Raw genomic sequence first — 15,885 nt, 5'->3', positions numbered from 1 at the left:
ACAATCGCTGCCCGGGTCACGCGCAACGCGTCGACTCGTCCCCACGCACTCAGTGCGCCAATACCGCAAAAGCGACTCCAGGAGATTCCCATGGCCCTCACGATGTACGACGCTTCCGTCACCGTTTTCATGCACAACCTCAAGCAGCTGTCGCACCTGCTCGACAAGGGCGCTGCGCATGCTGAGGCCACTGGCATCGACCCGGCAACGTTGATCCAAGCGAAGCTGGCCGAAGACATGCGTCCGTTGTCGTTCCAGATTCAGAGCGCGAGCGATGCCAGCAAGCTGGCCGTGGTGCGCCTGAGCGGCGTGGCGGCACCGAGCTTTGCCGACACCGAATCCACCTTCGACGAACTGCGTGCGCGCCTTGCCAATACGCGCGCCTATCTGGAGACCGTGCCGCGTGAAGCCTTTCAAGGCAGCGAAGAACGCGTCGTCACGATGAAGGCAGGCGCGGTCGACCTTGAATTTACCGGTCAGTCGTACCTGCTGCACTTCGCTCTGCCCAACTTCTTTTTTCACGTCACGACCGCATACGACATCCTGCGTCACAACGGCGTGCCGATCGGCAAGCGCGACTTCCTCGGTCGCGCCTGAGCGTTGCGGTCAGGCCTTTGTCGGCCAGCCAGCGAGGTTGCGCTCGGTGATGTCGGCCAGCGCGGTGATCCACGCCGGGCTGTCGTTAAGGCACGGAATGAAGTGGAACTCGCCGCCGCCTTCATGCACGAAGGCCTCGCGGCCTTCCATCGCGATTTCTTCCAGCGTCTCGAGGCAGTCCGCCGGAAAGCCGGGGCACATCACATCGACACGCTTCGTGCCGGCCGCGCCCAGCTCGCGCAACGTTGGCTCGGTGTAGGGCTCCAGCCACTTCGCGCGGCCGAAGCGCGACTGGAAGGTCACGCGATGCTGCGCCGGCGAGAGCTGCAGTCGCGCCACCAGCAGGCGCGCGGTTTCGAGGCATTGCCCCTGGTACGGATCGCCCAGCGCGATATTGCGTGCCGGGATGCCGTGAAAGCTCATGAGCAGCACATCGCCCCGGCCATTGAGCTGCCAGTAGCGCTCGACACCTTGCGCCAGCGCATCGATGTAGCCGGCGTCGTCGTGGTAACGGTTGACGAAGCGAAACTCCGGCATGTGGCGCTGCCGCAGGGTCCACGCTTGCACCGCATCGATCACGCTGGCGGTCGTGGTCGCCGAATACTGCGGGTAGGCCTGCATCACCAGCACGCGGGTCACGCCCTCGGCCTGCAGCGCATCGAGCTGCGAGGCGATCGACGGATTGGCATAGCGCATCGCGTCGCGCACCGTGACGCGGTGGCCGCGTTCGCCGAGCCAGCCGGCCAGCATGACGGCCTGCTTTTTCGTCCACACCTTGAGCGGTGACCCTTCTGGCAACCAGATGCTCGCGTATTTGGCGGCCGACTTGGCAGGCCGCACGCGCAGGATGATCCCGTGCAGGATGAGGCACCAGATGGCACGCGGGATTTCCACCACGCGGTAGTCGTGCAGGAACTGCGATAGGTAGCGCCGCACCGCTGGCGCGGTGGGCTCGTCGGGCGAGCCGAGGTTGCACCAGAGCACGGCGGTGCGCTCGCTGGCAGGGGATGTGGCAGGGGATGTGGCAGGGGAGACCGGGCTCGGCGCAGGGCTGGAAGGCATGGGATATTCTCTCGCATGACCTTAGAAGCTGCAGCCCCGGTCGCTCCCGCCCCACTCGATGTGAAGCGCATTTCGGCGATTTCACTCGACCTGGACGACACCCTCTGGCCCGTGTGGCCCGCCATCGAGCGCGCCGAGCGCGTGCTTCATGCATGGCTCGTCAAGGAGGCGCCGAAGACTGCGGAGCTGCTGGTCACACCCGGCATCCTGCGCGAGCTGCGCGAAGCCACTGCCAAGGAACGTTCGGACCTCGCGCATGACCTGAGCGCACTGCGTCGCGAGTCGATTCGCACCGCGCTACGGCGCGCCGGTGAAGACCCCGCCCTGGCCGACCCGGCCTTCGATGCCTTCTTCGCGCAGCGCCAGCGCGTGGAGCTCTACGACGATGCGCTGCCTGCCCTCAAGTGGCTCAGCGAGCGCTACCCGCTGGTCGCGATTTCGAACGGCAATGCCGACATCCACCTCACCGGTGTCGGACGCTGGTTTCGCACCGCCTTCAATGCGCGCGCGTTCGGCAGCGGCAAGCCGCATGCGCCGATCTTTCGTGCGGCTGCCGCTTCCGTCGGCCTGTTGCCGCGCGACGTGCTGCATGTGGGCGACGACGCCGCGCTGGACGTGGTCGGCGCACTCAATGCCGGCATGCAGGCCGCCTGGCTGGTGCGCGACGAGCGACCTTGGGAGCACGATTCGAGGCCGCAGCTGATCGTGCCGAACTTGCACGCGCTGTGCGTGGCGCTGGAAGCGGGGTAGCCGCGCAGTCCGAGCGTCAGGTTTCAGTCGAGTTCGAACTGTTCCCGAACCGCTTCGCAAAAACTTGCCGTGCCGCTGATCGAGACGACGAAGGTGCGCCGCGCTGCGCCTTCGTCGGGTTCCTGCAGATCGAAGTCCCAGTCGGCGCCGGCGCTCAACTCGCCGCGTCCAAGGGGGAACACGGCGTCAGCCCATGCAAGCACCTGCGCAATTTCAGCCTCGACCTGAGCGGCCTCGGCTGACGTGGTCGACGCCATCGCTTCGAAAGTGCCGATGCCTTCCGTGTCTTCCGTGAAGTCGAAGACGAGGTATTGCAGTGTCATGGCGAGGGCATTTTTTTTGCTGCTGCGGCCAGCCCGCTCATGACCGCACCTTCGAGCGTGGCGGGATAAGGGCCTTCGATGTAGTCGCCGCAAGCGTCGAGGCCGGGCGCTATTGACATCGGAGGGCGCGCGAGCCCGGGCGTGCAGGCGAAGGTCGCGCGCTTTTCGACCACGGTCAGCACGACTCTGGGATCGGCGCAACCCAGTTGCTCGCGGGCCTGGGCAACGACTTGCGATTCGAGCATCGCGCGCTCGGTCGAACTCGCGCTCACGACCATGGCCCATAAGCCGTCCGGACCACCGGTCCGTGCGCGATCGAAGACGAACTGGGCGGGTGCGTCGGCCGTCGAGCGCAGTGCCAGCATCGGCTCGGGCAGCCTATGGCCGCCTTCGAGATAGACCGTCGTGATGGCTTCGAATCGCAAGGCGCGTGCGTTGGCGGACCAGCTTCCGGCTTGCACAACGCCGCTCGATTCGACCAGCCGTGCCGCCTCGCCGGGCGGGCATGCGAGCACGACGTGATCGAACTCGCCGTTGGCATCCTCGACGACGGCCCTGTCTTTGTCGCCGTCTCCGACGACCCGCCAGCCACTCGCTGCCGGGACGATCGCCTGCACGCGGCAGCCCGGCGCGATGCGGCCGCCGTGCGCTGCCACCCAGCGTGCCGCTGCTTCCGGAAACAGCGCACCCAGATCGACACGTGGCAGCAAGAGATTCGATCCGCCGCTCACCCCGAACATCGCATCACGCAGCACGCGCAAGAACACTTGGCCGCTGGCCGCGTCTGCTGCCGTGTTCAGCGCCGAGATGCACAGTGGGTCGATCATCTCGGCCCGTACACGGTGCGTAAGTTCACCGCACAAATCGGCGACCGTGCGGTCGGCCGCGCACTCGAACTTCGTGCGTTGCCATCCCGCGGCAACACGCAGCAGCGACAGCTTGTCGCGCCACGACCAGCCGCGTGCGCTCACGATGCCTATCAGCGCGTCGAGCGGTGCCGGCAACTTGGGAAAGCGCAAGCCCATGCCGTCAGGAAAGACCATCGTCAGCGGCGTGCGCAGGAGTGCGGTGTCGACATCGATGCCGACCTGTCGCATCAAGCGCAAGGTCTGGGTGTAGGCGCCGATGAGGATGTGCTGGCCGTTGTCGAGGTTTATGTTTTGGCCGTCGGCCAGGGTGGCCTGGACGGCGCGGGCGCGGCCGCCGAGCGTGCGGGCTGCTTCGAAGATGGTGACATCGTGGCCGGCTTGGCTGGCGGCCACTGCGGCGGAGAGGCCCGACCAACCTGCGCCGACGATGGCGACGGTGGTTGCCCTCATGGAAAGGGAGCAATGCGGCGCCGTCGGGTCATACGCGACCCAAAGCCTGGACGCGCCACGCGAGCCACAGCTTGCGTACAGGTGTCAGGCTCACGCGCTGATTCAGCACATGGAAGTCGTCGCTCTCGATCTCGCGCAGCAGCGTGCGGTAGATGCTCGCCATCATCAGGCCGGGCTTCTGTGTTCGTCGGTCGGCGGCGGGCAGCAGCGTCAGCGCTTCGTCGTAGGCGGCATGGGCACGCGTGGCCTGAAACTTCATCAGCGCGACGAAGCGCTCGGAGTGGACGCGGTTGAGCACCTCGTGCGCCTTGACGTCGAACTGCTGCAACTCGTTCACGGGCAGGTAGATGCGGCCGCGCAATGCGTCTTCGCCTACATCGCGAATGATGTTGGTGAGCTGCAGAGCGAGGCCGAGCTTGTGGGCGTACTGCGTGGTCGCGTCCTCAGTCTGTCCAAAGATGCGTGCCGCGACCTCGCCGACGACGCCGGCCACGCGGTGGCAGTAAAGGCGCAGGGCAGGGAAGTCGAGGTACCGCGTCTGGTCGAGGTCCATCTGGCAACCGTCGACGACTTCGTGCAGCTGCCGCGCCTCGATGCCGTAGGCGCCCGCATGCGGCATGAGCGCCTTCATGACCGGGTGCCGCGGTTGGCCGGCAAAAGACTGGGCGACTTCGGTGCGCCACCAGGCGAGCTTGGTGGCGGCGACGCCGGGATCGGTCACTTCGTCGACCACGTCGTCGACCTCGCGGCAGAACGAATAGAACGCAGTGATGGCGGCGCGACGCGGCTTCGGCAGAAAGAGGAAGGCGTAATAAAAGCTGCTGCCCGATGCAGCCGCCTTGTCCTGGACGTACTGTTCGGGCGTCATCGCGGGGATGCTTCTTCTTTTTTCATCGGTTGCGATTGTCTCCGCATCCACAGGGTTCGCCAGGCCAGCAGCGGCGCATCGCTTTTGCCGATGGTCGGACGCTCTGAAAAAGTGTCGAAGCCGATGGCCTCGATCTTGTCGAGGATGCGCAGGCCGCCCTGCACGACGAGGCGCAGTTCCCAGCCGGCGCGGCCGGACAGTCGATGCACCAGCGGTGCGCCTTGCTGCATCAGCTCGCGTGCCCATGCGGTTTCTTGTGCCATCAGCGCGATGGCCTGCCGTGGTGGCTTGGCCGAAGTCATCGGCCTGAAAGAGTCGAAGCTTTCGCGCGCCAGCCCGTGCGCCGCACAACCCGCCAGGGGCAGATAGAAGCGTCCGCGCGGCAGATCGACGCTCGGGTCTTGCCAGAAATTAATGAGCTGCAGTGCGCTGCAGATGGCGTCGCTTCGGCGCAGCGATTCCGAGTCGGCGATGCCGTAAAGATGCAGCAGCAGCCGGCCCACCGGATTGGCCGAGCGGCGGCAGTAGTCAAGCAGCTCGGCGCGGTCGGCATAGGCGCCGCCATCGCGCGTTTTCTCGATGTCCTGCATGAAGGCAGAGAGCAGATCGGCCAGCAGCGATTCCGGCAAGTCGAACTGGGCCAAGGCAATTGCGAGCGGTCCGAACACCCCGGGCCAGCGCGACGAGGCAGCGTGTCCAGATGCAATGGCGGCCAGGTCGGCGCGGAATGCCCTCAGGTCGGCGAGCCGCTCATCGGCAGACGCATCGCCCTCGTCGGCGATGTCGTCGGCGGTGCGGGCGAACCCATAGATGGCAGCAATCGGTGGGCGCAGGCGCGGCGGGCATAACCACGACGCGACCGGAAAATTTTCGTAGTGGTCAGGCACGTCGGCGATTGTCGGCGAGTCGCCACACGTCGGTCGCAGTCCGTCCCGCCCGGCCCTATGCTCGTCGTTCCTTCACGCTCGAACCACCGCATGAACTCTCCCCCCAAGACGCTGCAGGACGCGGCCAAGACGCCACCGGGCGCAGGCCTGATGATCGCCGCGCTCGGTGTGGTGTTCGGTGACATCGGCACCTCGCCGCTGTATGCGTTCAAGGAAACGTTGAACCCGGACCATGGCGTGCCTTTTTCGCCGGACGCGGTGCTCGGCATGCTGTCGCTGATCTTCTGGGGCCTGATGTTCGTGGTCACGCTCAAGTACGTGGTGTTCGTGCTGCGCGCCGACCACGATGGCGAAGGTGGCATCCTGGCCTTGCAGGCGCTGGCGCGCCGGGCAATGGAAGGCCCGGGAACGCCGGTCTGGGCGTGGCAACTGCTTGGCATGCTGGGCCTGGTCGGCGCGGCGATGTTCTACGGCGACAGCCTCATCACCCCGGCCATCTCGGTGCTGTCCGCGGTCGAGGGACTGGAGGTGCTGCAACCAGGGCTGGAACGCTTCGTGATCCCGATCACCATCGTCATCCTGATTGGGTTGTTCATGGTGCAGCGCAAGGGCACGGCGGTGGTCGGCAAGGTCTTCGGGCCGGTCATGCTGCTGTGGTTCGTCCTGCTGGCGGTGGGCGGGGCGTGGCAGATCTGGCAGCAGCCCCAGGTGCTGGCAGCGCTCGATCCGCGCCATGCTTTCAGCTTCTTGTTCACGCATCGGGCGCAGGCGCTGCCCGTACTCGGCGCTGTGTTCCTGGCGTTCACCGGTGGCGAGGCGCTGTATGCCGACATGGGGCATTTCGGCGCGCGGCCGATTCGGCTGGCGTGGGCGTTTGTCGCGCTGCCCGGCCTGGTGCTCAATTACTTCGGCCAGGGCGCGTTGGTGCTTGGCAATCCGGCGGCCATCGACAACCCGTTTTTCCGGCTCTTCCCGGCATGGAGCGTGTTGCCAATGGTGGTGCTCGCGGCCATGGCCACGGTCATCGCTTCGCAAGCAGTGATCTCCGGCGCCTTTTCCCTGTCAGCGCAGGCGATGCGCATGGGCTACCTGCCGCGCATGCGCGTGGTGCAGACCTCGCGCGATGCCATCGGGCAGATCTATGTGCCGGCAATCAACTGGATGCTGATGGTCGGCGTGCTGTTGCTGGTGCTGGGCTTTCGGAGTTCGAGCGCGCTCTCGGCCGCCTACGGCATCGCGGTATCGATCACCATGGTCACGACGACGCTGCTGGCGGGTGTGGTGGCTTATGGGCTCTGGCGCTGGAACCGCGTCGCGGTGGTCGTCGGCGCGGTGCTCTTCGCGGTCGTCGACCTGACCTTCGTTTTTGCCAACAGCCTGAAAGTGGCGCAGGGCGGCTGGCTCACGCTCGCGGTTGCTGCGGTGGTCATGGTGATATTCACCACCTGGGCCAAGGGGCGGCGCATCGGCCTCGAAGTCGCGGCCGCCGAGCGCCTGCCGCTCAAACCGTTCATCGAATCGCTGGCCATCAACCTGCCGCATCGGGTGCGTGGCACGGCGGTGTTTCCCAGCGTCGATGTCGACTCGGTGCCGTATGCGCTGCTGCACAACCTGAAGCACAACCAGGTGCTGCACGACCAGGTCATCGTGCTGCTGGTCCGGCCCTGCGACACGCCGCGTGTGGATGCGGCCCAGCGCATCGAGTCTGAATCGCTGGGCCACGGCGTCTGGACGGTGACCGCGCGGCACGGCTTCATGGAACCGCCGGACGTGCCGAATTTCATTCGCATCTTCGCTTACCAGCAGGGTATCGGCTGCGACTCCATGACGACCTCGTACTTCACCTCGCGGGCGTCGATCTCGGCCAATTTGCCCGGCATGAACCCGCTGCGGGTGGCGCTCTTCAGTTGGCTGCAGCGAAATGCGGGGCGCGCTTCTGACTACTTTCATCTGCCGGGCAATCGGCTGGTGGAGCTTGGGCAACGGACCTGACCGGCCAATTGACACGCTTTCGCGTTTACCCTAGATTACTAACCGCCCGGTCAGTAATGACCGCCGTTTCGTTTTCTCAAGGTAGGTCCTATGCCCGCGTTGCCCCTCGTTCGCGCTGTTTTCGCTCGCCGCGGTTCCCTGGTCACTTCAGCAGTCGTGGCAGCATTTGCCGCATTGGCGATCGCTGGCTGCTCGCATCCCGCCCCGCCAGAGGAGCCGCTGCGCGCGGTCAAGATCACGACGGTCGGTGTCTCCACTTTTGACACCGAGCCCGAGTTTTCCGCCGAGGTGCGGGCCCGCGTGGAATCGCGCATCGGTTTTCGGGTCGGCGGCAAGATCACCAAACGCCAGGTCGATATGGGCCAGCATGTGAATGCCGGCCAGGTGCTCGCGCAACTCGATCCGCAGGATTTCAAGCTCGCGACAGATGCGGCGCGTGCCCAGCTGGCCGCTGCGACGACCAATCGCGACATCGCAGCGAGCGACCTCAAGCGCTACCAGGGGTTGCGCGACCAGAACTTCATCAGCGGGGCCGATCTCGAGCGCCGCGAGACCACCTACAAATCGGCGCAGGCACAGTTCGAGCAGGCACAGGCGCAGTTGTCGTCGCAGGGCAATCAGGCCAACTACACGACGCTGGTGGCCGACGTGCCGGGCATCGTCACCGCCATCGAGGCCGAGCCGGGCCAGGTGGTGACCTCCGGCACGCCGGTGGTTCGCATCGCGCAGGATGGCGCACGCGACGTGGTGTTCGCGGTGCCGGAAGACCGTGCTGCGCTCATCAAGCCGGGTGCGCCGGTGACCGTGCGCGGCTGGGCCGGCGGTGCTGAACTCGAAGGCAAGGTGCGCGAAGTCGCGGCCAGTGCGGATGCGGTGACCCGCACCTACACCGTCAAGGTCGCCATCGATGCGGCGACCGCGCCTGCCCTCGGTGCCACCGTCTATGCCCGCCCGCAGAGCCTGTCGCGCAGCGGCACCGCGGTGATCAAGCTGCCGACCAGTGCGCTGCGTCAGGAGGGCCAGGGCAGCGCTGTCTGGGTGCTCGACAAGGACACCATGACGGTGCGTTTGCAAGCCGTGCAGGTCGCGACGGCCGACGGCAACGCGGCGGTGATCTCCGGTGGCATCACGCCCGGGATGATGGTCGTGGTGGCCGGCGTGCACGTACTGCAGCCGGGCCAGAAGGTGTCGATCTACAAGGACAAGAACGCCATCGCAGCGGCGCCGTCCCCTGCGCCCGCCGCCGCTGTCGTGCCCACCGCAGCGGGTGCCAAACAATGACGTCGCCGGTCGACGCCAAGCCCGCCGGGTTCAATCTCTCCAAATGGGCGCTCGACCACGGGGCGCTCACACGCTACCTGATGCTGGTGCTCATGGTGCTGGGGTTCACTTCGTACTTTCAGCTCGGGCAGGACGAAGACCCGCCGTTCACCTTCCGGGTGATGGTCGTGCAGACGTTCTGGCCCGGGGCCACGGCGCAGCAGGTGGCCGAGCAGGTCACCGACAAGATCGAGCGCACGCTGCAAGAGGTGCCGTACGCCGACAAGATCCGCAGTTACTCGAAGCCTGGTGAGTCGCAGATCATTTTCGAGATCAAGGACTCGTCCAAGGCCAGCGAGGTACCCAACGTCTGGTACACGGTGCGCAAGAAGATCGCCGACATGCGAGGAAACTTGCCCGGCGGCATCCAGGGTCCGTTCTTCAACGACGAATTCGGTGATGTCTTCGGCGTGATCTACGCGCTCGAGAGCGAAGGCTTCAGCCAGTCCGAGCTCAAGACCTTTGCCGACGATGTGCGCCAGCGCCTCTTGCGCGTCAAAGACGTTTCCAAGGTGCAGCAATTCGGTCTGCAGGACGAAAAAGTCTTCATCGAGGTTTCGCAGAAGCGCGTGGCGCAACTGGGGCTCGACTTCAACGCGGTGCTGGCGCAGATCGGCTCGCAGAACGCAGTCGAGCCCGCCGGCACGATCCAGTCGCCGCTGGACGTGGTGCAGGTGCGCGTGGCAGGGCAGTTCACCAGCGTCGAACAGTTGCGCGACATGCCCATTCGCGGCAGTTCGGGCAACCAGCTGCGCCTCGGCGACATCGCCGACATTCACCGTGGCTACGTCGATCCGCCGACCGTCAAGGTGCATTACCAGGGCAAGGAAGTCGTGGCACTCGGCATTTCGATGGCCAAGGGCGGCGACATCATCGCGCTGGGCAAGGCGCTGAAGGTCGCGACCAAAGAGATCGACAGGCAGTTGCCAGCCGGCGTCAAGCTGGCGCAGATCCAGGACCAGCCGGTGGCGGTGGCCGACTCCGTCAGCGAGTTCATCGACGTCCTGGTCGAGGCCGTGGCCATCGTGCTGGCAGTGAGCTTCATTGCGCTCGGGCTTCACAAGGGTGGGCGCTTCGGCTGGTATGTCGACATCCGGCCGGGGCTGGTGGTGGCGATCACCATTCCGCTGGTGCTGGCGCTGACTTTCCTGGCGATGAACTACTTCGGCATCGGGTTGCACAAGATTTCGCTCGGCTCGCTGATCATCGCGCTCGGCCTCTTGGTCGACGACGCGATCATCGCGGTCGAGATGATGGTGCGGAAGATGGAGGAGGGCTACGACAAGGTGCGTGCCGCGACCTACGCCTACGACGTGACCGCCAAGCCGATGCTGACTGGCACCTTGATTACCGCGGCTGGCTTCCTGCCCATCGGCATCGCCAAGTCTGTGACGGGCGAGTACACCTTCGCGATCTTCGCGGTGACCGTGATCGCACTGCTGTTGAGCTGGATCGTGTCGGTGTATTTCGTGCCGTATCTCGGCACGGTGCTGCTCAAGGTGAAGCCGCACGACCCCGACGCGCCACCGCACGAGCTGTTCGACTCGCCCTTCTACAACACGTTCCGCCGCACGGTGAACTGGTGCGTGGAGTACCGCTGGATCACCATCGGTGCGACTGTTGCGATCTTTGCGTTGGGCATCGTCGGCATGGGCAAGGTCCAGCAGCAGTTCTTTCCCGATTCGAGTCGACCTGAAATCCTGGTTGAACTGTGGTCGCCCGAAGGCACTTCGTTCGCAGCGTCTGAAGCCATTGCCCGACGTGCCGAGAAACGGTTCATGCAGGAGTCCGGCGTGGCCACGGTGGCGACCTGGATCGGCACCGGCGTGCCTCGCTTCTATCTGCCACTCGACCAGGTGTTCCCGCAAACCAACGTGTCGCAGATGATCGTGCTGACGAAAGATCTGCATCAGCGAGAGTTGCTTCGCGTGAAACTGCCGGCCATCCTGGCACAGGAATTCCCCGAGGTGCGGGGCCGCGTCAAGCTGCTGCCCAATGGCCCGCCTGTCGCATACCCGGTGCAGTTTCGCGTGATCGGCACGGATCCGGCGGCGCTGCGCATCAAGGCCGACGAGGTCAAGGCCGTGATGCGCGACAACGCCAACATGCGCGGCGTCAACGACAACTGGAACGAGTCGGTCAAGGTGATCCGGCTCGAGATCGATCAGTCGAAGGCACGCGCCTTGGGCGTGACGAGCCAGGCGATCGCGCAAGCGTCCAAGACGATGTTCAGCGGCACCAACGTGGGCCAGTACCGCGAGAACGACCGGCTCATCGACATTGTCTTGCGCCAGTCACCGGACGAGCGCCAGGCGATCTCGGACATCGGCAACGCCTACATCCCGACGACATCCGGCCATTCGATTCCGTTGACGCAGATCGCCCGACCGGTATTCACATGGGAGCCGGGCGTGATCTGGCGCCAGAACCGCGACTACACGATCACCGTGCAGGGCGACATCGTCGAGGGGCTGCAAGGCGCGACCGTGACCAGCCAGTTGCTGCCGAAGCTCCGCGAGATCGAGGCGAAGTGGCGGGCCGACGGGCAGGGCGCCTATCGCATCGAAGTGGCGGGCGCCGTGGAGGAGAGCAGCAAGGGTTCGTCGTCGATCGTGGTCGGCGTGCCGATCATGTTGTTCCTGGTGTTCACGTTGCTGATGCTGCAGTTGCACAGCTTCAGCCGGTCGTTGCTGGTGTTCATTACCGGGCCGCTGGGTATCGCGGGTGTGTCGGCGGCATTGCTGCTGCTGAACCGGCCGTTCGGCTTTGTCGCGCTGCTCGGCGTGATCGCGTTGATGGGCATGATCCAGCGCAACTCGGTGATCCTGATCGACCAGATAGAGAGCGACCGGTCGGCGGGCGTACCTGCCTGGGATGCCATCGTCGAATCGGCTGTGCGGCGGCTGCGGCCGATCGTGCTGACCGCGGCGGCTGCGGTGCTGGCGATGATTCCGCTGTCGCGCAGTGTCTTCTGGGGGCCGATGGCGGTCGCCATCATGGGCGGGCTGATCGTGGCAACCGTGCTGACCCTGTTGGCCTTGCCTGCAATGTATGCCGCGGCGTTCAGGGTCAAGCGCGAACCTGTCGAAGGTTCGCAAGAGGTGCTGAAACACGTCCCCGTTAGCGCTTAAAATGCGCGGTTGACCGATTTCGACGGGTGGTCTGCTTTTCAGAGGCCGCCCGTTTTCGCATCCATTTCACCTGATCGCGCGGGTGGCGAAATTGGTAGACGCACCAGGTTTAGGTCCTGACGTTCGCAAGAACGTGCCGGTTCGAGTCCGGCCCCGCGCACCAGAAACCCCATCAAAAGGAAGAGTCCGATGACCGTGAACGTTGAAACCCTCGAAAAGCTCGAACGCAAGATCACGCTGACCTTGCCGGCCAGCACCATCCAGTCCGAAGTCGACTCGCGCCTGAAGAAGCTGGCCCGTACCGTCAAGATGGACGGCTTTCGTCCCGGTAAGGTGCCGATGAACGTCGTGGCCCAGCGCTACGGCTATTCGGTTCACTACGAAGTGATGAACGACAAGGTCGGCGAGGCTTTTTCGCAAGCCGCCAACGAAGCCAAGCTCCGTGTTGCCGGCCAGCCGCGCATCACCGAGAAGGAAGAGTCGCCTGAAGGCGAACTGGCGTTCGACGCGATTTTCGAGGTGTTCCCTGAAGTCAAGATCAAGGACCTGGCCGGTGCTGAAGTCGAACGCATCACCGCCGAAGTCGGCGACGACTCGGTCGACAAGACCCTCGACATCCTGCGCAAGCAGCGCCGCACCTTCGCGCAGCGCGCCATCGACGCTGCAGCGCAAGACGACGACCGCGTGACGGTCGACTTCGAAGGCAAGATCGAAGGCGAGACTTTCCAGGGCGGCAAGGCCGAAGACTTCCAGTTCATCATCGGCGAAGGCCAGATGCTGAAGGAATTCGAAGACGCGGTGCGTGGTTTGAAGTCCGGCGACAGCCGCACCTTCCCGCTCTCTTTCCCGGCCGACTATCACGGCAAGGATGTGGCCGGCAAGCAGGCCGACTTCATGGTCACCGTGAAGAAGATCGAATCGACGCACCTGCCAGAAGTCAACGAACAACTCGCCAAGTCGCTCGGCATCGCCGAAGCCACCGTCGAAGGGCTCCGTGCCGACATCAAGCGCAACCTCGAACGTGAAGTGAAGTTCCGTTTGCTGGCGCGCAACAAGAACGCCGTGATGGACGCGCTGATCACCAATGCCGAGCTCGACCTGCCCAACTCGAGCGTGCAGGCCGAAGTCGACCGCATGGTCGAAGGCGCCCGTGCCGAGCTCAAGCAGCGCGGCATCAAGGATGCCGACAAGGCACCGATTCCCGATGACGTGTTCCGTCCGCAAGCCGAGCGCCGCGTGCGCTTGGGCCTGGTCGTCGCCGAGCTGGTGCGCGCCAACGAACTGCAAGCCAAGCCGGAGCAGATCAAAGCCCATATCGACGAGCTGGCCGCGAGCTACGAAAAGCCGGCCGACGTGGTGCGCTGGTACTTCAGCGACAACCGCCGTCTGGCCGAAGTCGAAGCTGTCGTCATTGAGAACAACGTGACGGATTTCGTGCTCGGCAAGGCCAAGGTCGCCGACAAGTCGGTGTCGTTCGACGAGCTGATGGCGCAGCAAAACTGATAGCTGCTCGAGAGCTGCCGTCTCTGCATGAGCGGGGACGGAAATGGGGCTTGTGCTTTGCGGTACGAGCCCCATTTCACTGAGGCGTACAGTCAGTGGCAGTCAATGACGAATTACGAACGAACCCCTTATTCGGAGAGCAAATTCATGAGCGCACAAGAAATTCAAGGCCTCGGCATGGTTCCGATGGTCATCGAGCAGTCGGGCCGCGGCGAGCGGTCTTACGACATCTATTCGCGCTTGCTGAAAGAGCGCGTGATTTTCCTGGTGGGCGAGGTCAACGACCAGACCGCCAATCTGGTGGTTGCGCAGTTGCTGTTCCTCGAGAGCGAGAACCCGGACAAGGACATTTCGTTCTATATCAACTCGCCGGGCGGCAGCGTGAGCGCCGGCATGGCGATCTACGACACGATGCAGTTCATCAAGCCCGACGTGTCCACCCTGTGCATCGGCTTTGCCGCCAGCATGGGCGCGTTTTTGTTGGCAGCCGGTGAAAAGGGCAAGCGCTTCTCGTTGCCCAATTCCAAGATCATGATCCACCAGGTGCTGGGCGGCGCACGCGGTCAGGCAACCGATATCGAGATTCACGCACGCGATATCCTGAAGACGCGTGAGCAGATGAACCGCATCCTTGCAGAGCGCACCGGTCAACCGCTCGAAAAGATCCAGCGCGACACCGAACGCGACTATTTCCTGACGGCCGACGAGTCCAAGGAATACGGCCTGGTCGACCAGGTTATTTCGAAACGCGGTGTGTAACCGTTCGCGGCGCTGACGCGCCACGGCAACGAACGGCGTTTCCCACACGGGGAACGCCGTTTTTGTTTCGCTATCATTGATAAATCCCAGTTACGAGGCACCTGCATGGCCGACAAAAAAGGCTCTTCCAGCGAAAAAACGCTTTACTGCTCGTTCTGCGGAAAGAGCCAGCACGAGGTCAAGAAGCTGATCGCAGGGCCATCGGTCTTCATCTGCGACGAGTGCATCGACCTCTGCAACGAAATCATCCGCGACGAGTTGCCCGCCGGTGAAGAAGCACGCGACGCCCGCAACGATCTGCCGACACCGCTCGAGATCAAGACCAACCTCGACAACTACGTGATCGGCCAGGAGCCGGCGAAGCGCATGTTGTCGGTGGCTGTGTACAACCACTACAAACGTCTGCGTCACAAGGAAAAGTCCAAGGGCGAAGAGGTCGAACTCAGCAAGAGCAACATCCTGTTGATCGGCCCGACCGGTTCGGGCAAGACGCTGCTGGCGCAAACGCTGGCGCGCATGCTCGACGTGCCTTTCGTGATGGCCGATGCCACCACGCTGACCGAAGCCGGCTACGTCGGCGAAGACGTCGAGAACATCATCCAGAAGTTATTGCAAAGCTGCAACTACGAAGTCGAGCGGGCGCAGCGCGGCATCGTCTACATCGACGAGATCGACAAGATCTCGCGCAAGTCGGACAACCCGTCCATCACGCGCGACGTGTCGGGCGAGGGCGTGCAGCAGGCGCTGCTGAAGCTCATCGAAGGCACGATGGCCAGCGTGCCGCCCCAAGGCGGACGCAAGCACCCTAACCAGGACTTTCTGCAGATCGACACGACCAACATCCTGTTCATCTGCGGCGGTGCTTTCTCCGGACTTGAAAAGGTCATCGAGAACCGCACCGAGGCTTCGGGCATCGGCTTCGGCGCCTCGGTGCGCAGCAAGAAGGAACGCAGCCTCACCGATGTGTTCCGCGAAGTCGAACCCGAAGACCTGATCAAGTTCGGCCTCATCCCCGAACTCGTCGGCCGCATGCCGGTGATTGCTTCGCTGGCCGAACTCAGCGAAGACGCGCTGGTTCAGATCCTGACCGAACCCAAGAATGCGGTGGTCAAGCAGTTCACCAAGCTGCTGCAAATGGAAGGCGTCGACCTGGAGATTCGTCCGGCGGCGTTGAAGGCGATTGCACGCAAAGCGCTGGCACGCAAGACCGGCGCCCGCGGATTGCGCTCGATCCTTGAACAGTCGTTGATCGACACCATGTTCGAACTGCCTAACGCGATCAATGTCGACAAGGTGGTGGTCGAGGAATCGACCATCGATGAAAACAAGCCCCCGCTGCTCGTGTACCGCGAAGCAGCGAAAAAGGCCTAAAAG

Annotated in this window: 13 protein-coding genes and 1 tRNA gene; 9 read left to right on the top strand and 5 right to left on the bottom strand. The window is 64.1% G+C overall.

The genetic code is table 11. From position 1 onward, the window contains the following. The first annotated feature begins 90 nt into the window (after positions 1-90). On the top strand, positions 91-597 hold the full coding sequence (locus H7F36_RS19460; protein ID WP_187052320.1) for a DUF1993 family protein: 507 nt from the start codon (positions 91-93) through the stop codon (positions 595-597). A gap of 9 nt (positions 598-606) precedes the next feature. Here H7F36_RS19460 and hemH read toward each other — a convergent pair whose 3' ends face one another. Further along, positions 607-1,659: a ferrochelatase gene (gene hemH / locus H7F36_RS19455; RefSeq protein ID WP_187052319.1), complete on the bottom strand. Its 1,053-nt coding sequence runs from the start codon at positions 1,657-1,659 to the stop codon at positions 607-609. A 15-nt stretch (positions 1,660-1,674) separates the two neighbouring features. Here hemH and H7F36_RS19450 point away from each other — a divergent pair, with 15 nt between their 5' ends. Beyond that, positions 1,675-2,409 (top strand): HAD family hydrolase, encoded by a 735-nt coding sequence (locus tag H7F36_RS19450; protein WP_187052318.1) that lies wholly within the window; start codon positions 1,675-1,677, stop codon positions 2,407-2,409. 23 nt (positions 2,410-2,432) lie between these two features. On the opposite strand, the gene H7F36_RS19445 is transcribed toward H7F36_RS19450, so the two are convergent. Genes H7F36_RS19445 through hpnC form a run of 4 tightly spaced genes read right to left on the bottom strand, consistent with a single transcriptional unit; the run spans position 2,433 to position 5,845 of the window. Further along, the gene (locus H7F36_RS19445) at positions 2,433-2,732 is read right to left on the bottom strand and encodes a hypothetical protein (RefSeq protein ID WP_187052317.1); all 300 of its coding nucleotides are present in this window, start codon (positions 2,730-2,732) and stop codon (positions 2,433-2,435) included. Further along, positions 2,729-4,051: a hydroxysqualene dehydroxylase HpnE gene (hpnE, locus tag H7F36_RS19440; RefSeq protein ID WP_187052316.1), complete on the bottom strand. Its 1,323-nt coding sequence runs from the start codon at positions 4,049-4,051 to the stop codon at positions 2,729-2,731. Before hpnE ends, H7F36_RS19445 begins: the two co-directional genes overlap by 4 nt. 28 nt (positions 4,052-4,079) lie before the next feature. Next, positions 4,080-4,919: a presqualene diphosphate synthase HpnD gene (gene hpnD / locus H7F36_RS19435; protein WP_187052315.1), complete on the bottom strand. Its 840-nt coding sequence runs from the start codon at positions 4,917-4,919 to the stop codon at positions 4,080-4,082. Further along, positions 4,916-5,845, bottom strand: a complete 930-nt coding sequence (gene hpnC, locus H7F36_RS19430; protein WP_187055102.1) for a squalene synthase HpnC — start codon at positions 5,843-5,845, stop codon at positions 4,916-4,918. Before hpnC ends, hpnD begins: the two co-directional genes overlap by 4 nt. 51 nt (positions 5,846-5,896) lie before the next feature. On the opposite strand from hpnC, the gene H7F36_RS19425 reads away from it, so the two are divergent. The 7 genes from H7F36_RS19425 to clpX all read left to right on the top strand — a co-directional run bounded on the left by H7F36_RS19425 (position 5,897) and on the right by clpX (position 15,882). Then, positions 5,897-7,798: a potassium transporter Kup gene (locus H7F36_RS19425; protein WP_410003048.1), complete on the top strand. Its 1,902-nt coding sequence runs from the start codon at positions 5,897-5,899 to the stop codon at positions 7,796-7,798. Positions 7,799-7,888: 90 nt separating this feature from the next. Beyond that, on the top strand, positions 7,889-9,079 hold the full coding sequence (locus tag H7F36_RS19420) for an efflux RND transporter periplasmic adaptor subunit (RefSeq protein ID WP_187052314.1): 1,191 nt from the start codon (positions 7,889-7,891) through the stop codon (positions 9,077-9,079). After that, positions 9,076-12,249, top strand: coding sequence for an efflux RND transporter permease subunit (locus H7F36_RS19415; RefSeq protein WP_187052313.1), 3,174 nt, complete (start codon positions 9,076-9,078; stop codon positions 12,247-12,249). The genes H7F36_RS19420 and H7F36_RS19415 overlap by 4 nt, the downstream gene beginning before the upstream one ends. 76 nt (positions 12,250-12,325) lie before the next feature. Next, positions 12,326-12,412: transfer RNA gene (locus H7F36_RS19410), tRNA-Leu, on the top strand. 26 nt (positions 12,413-12,438) lie between these two features. Continuing rightward, positions 12,439-13,752, top strand: coding sequence for a trigger factor (tig, locus tag H7F36_RS19405; RefSeq protein ID WP_187052312.1), 1,314 nt, complete (start codon positions 12,439-12,441; stop codon positions 13,750-13,752). A 147-nt stretch (positions 13,753-13,899) separates the two neighbouring features. Beyond that, positions 13,900-14,511, top strand: coding sequence for an ATP-dependent Clp endopeptidase proteolytic subunit ClpP (gene clpP, locus H7F36_RS19400; RefSeq protein ID WP_187052311.1), 612 nt, complete (start codon positions 13,900-13,902; stop codon positions 14,509-14,511). A gap of 105 nt (positions 14,512-14,616) precedes the next feature. Next, complete coding sequence (gene clpX, locus H7F36_RS19395) at positions 14,617-15,882, top strand: ATP-dependent Clp protease ATP-binding subunit ClpX (protein ID WP_187052310.1); 1,266 nt, start codon at positions 14,617-14,619, stop codon at positions 15,880-15,882. Positions 15,883-15,885 lie beyond the last annotated feature (3 nt).

Origin of the sequence: Variovorax sp. PAMC28562 (assembly GCF_014303735.1) — a bacterium.
Lineage (GTDB): Bacteria > Pseudomonadota > Gammaproteobacteria > Burkholderiales > Burkholderiaceae_C > Variovorax.
Note: the sequence above shows the minus strand (reverse complement) of the source record. Positions and strands in the feature narration are given on the sequence as shown.

Coding starts and splice junctions, on each gene's coding strand:
- clpP (WP_187052311.1), top strand. CDS start 13,900: ATGAGCGCACAAGAAATTCAAGGCCTCGGCATGGTTCCGATGGTCATC.
- H7F36_RS19445 (WP_187052317.1), bottom strand. CDS start 2,732: ATGACACTGCAATACCTCGTCTTCGACTTCACGGAAGACACGGAAGGC.
- hemH (WP_187052319.1), bottom strand. CDS start 1,659: ATGCCTTCCAGCCCTGCGCCGAGCCCGGTCTCCCCTGCCACATCCCCT.
- H7F36_RS19450 (WP_187052318.1), top strand. CDS start 1,675: ATGACCTTAGAAGCTGCAGCCCCGGTCGCTCCCGCCCCACTCGATGTG.
- H7F36_RS19420 (WP_187052314.1), top strand. CDS start 7,889: ATGCCCGCGTTGCCCCTCGTTCGCGCTGTTTTCGCTCGCCGCGGTTCC.
- H7F36_RS19425 (WP_410003048.1), top strand. CDS start 5,897: ATGAACTCTCCCCCCAAGACGCTGCAGGACGCGGCCAAGACGCCACCG.
- hpnE (WP_187052316.1), bottom strand. CDS start 4,051: ATGAGGGCAACCACCGTCGCCATCGTCGGCGCAGGTTGGTCGGGCCTC.
- clpX (WP_187052310.1), top strand. CDS start 14,617: ATGGCCGACAAAAAAGGCTCTTCCAGCGAAAAAACGCTTTACTGCTCG.
- hpnD (WP_187052315.1), bottom strand. CDS start 4,919: ATGACGCCCGAACAGTACGTCCAGGACAAGGCGGCTGCATCGGGCAGC.
- H7F36_RS19415 (WP_187052313.1), top strand. CDS start 9,076: ATGACGTCGCCGGTCGACGCCAAGCCCGCCGGGTTCAATCTCTCCAAA.
- tig (WP_187052312.1), top strand. CDS start 12,439: ATGACCGTGAACGTTGAAACCCTCGAAAAGCTCGAACGCAAGATCACG.
- H7F36_RS19460 (WP_187052320.1), top strand. CDS start 91: ATGGCCCTCACGATGTACGACGCTTCCGTCACCGTTTTCATGCACAAC.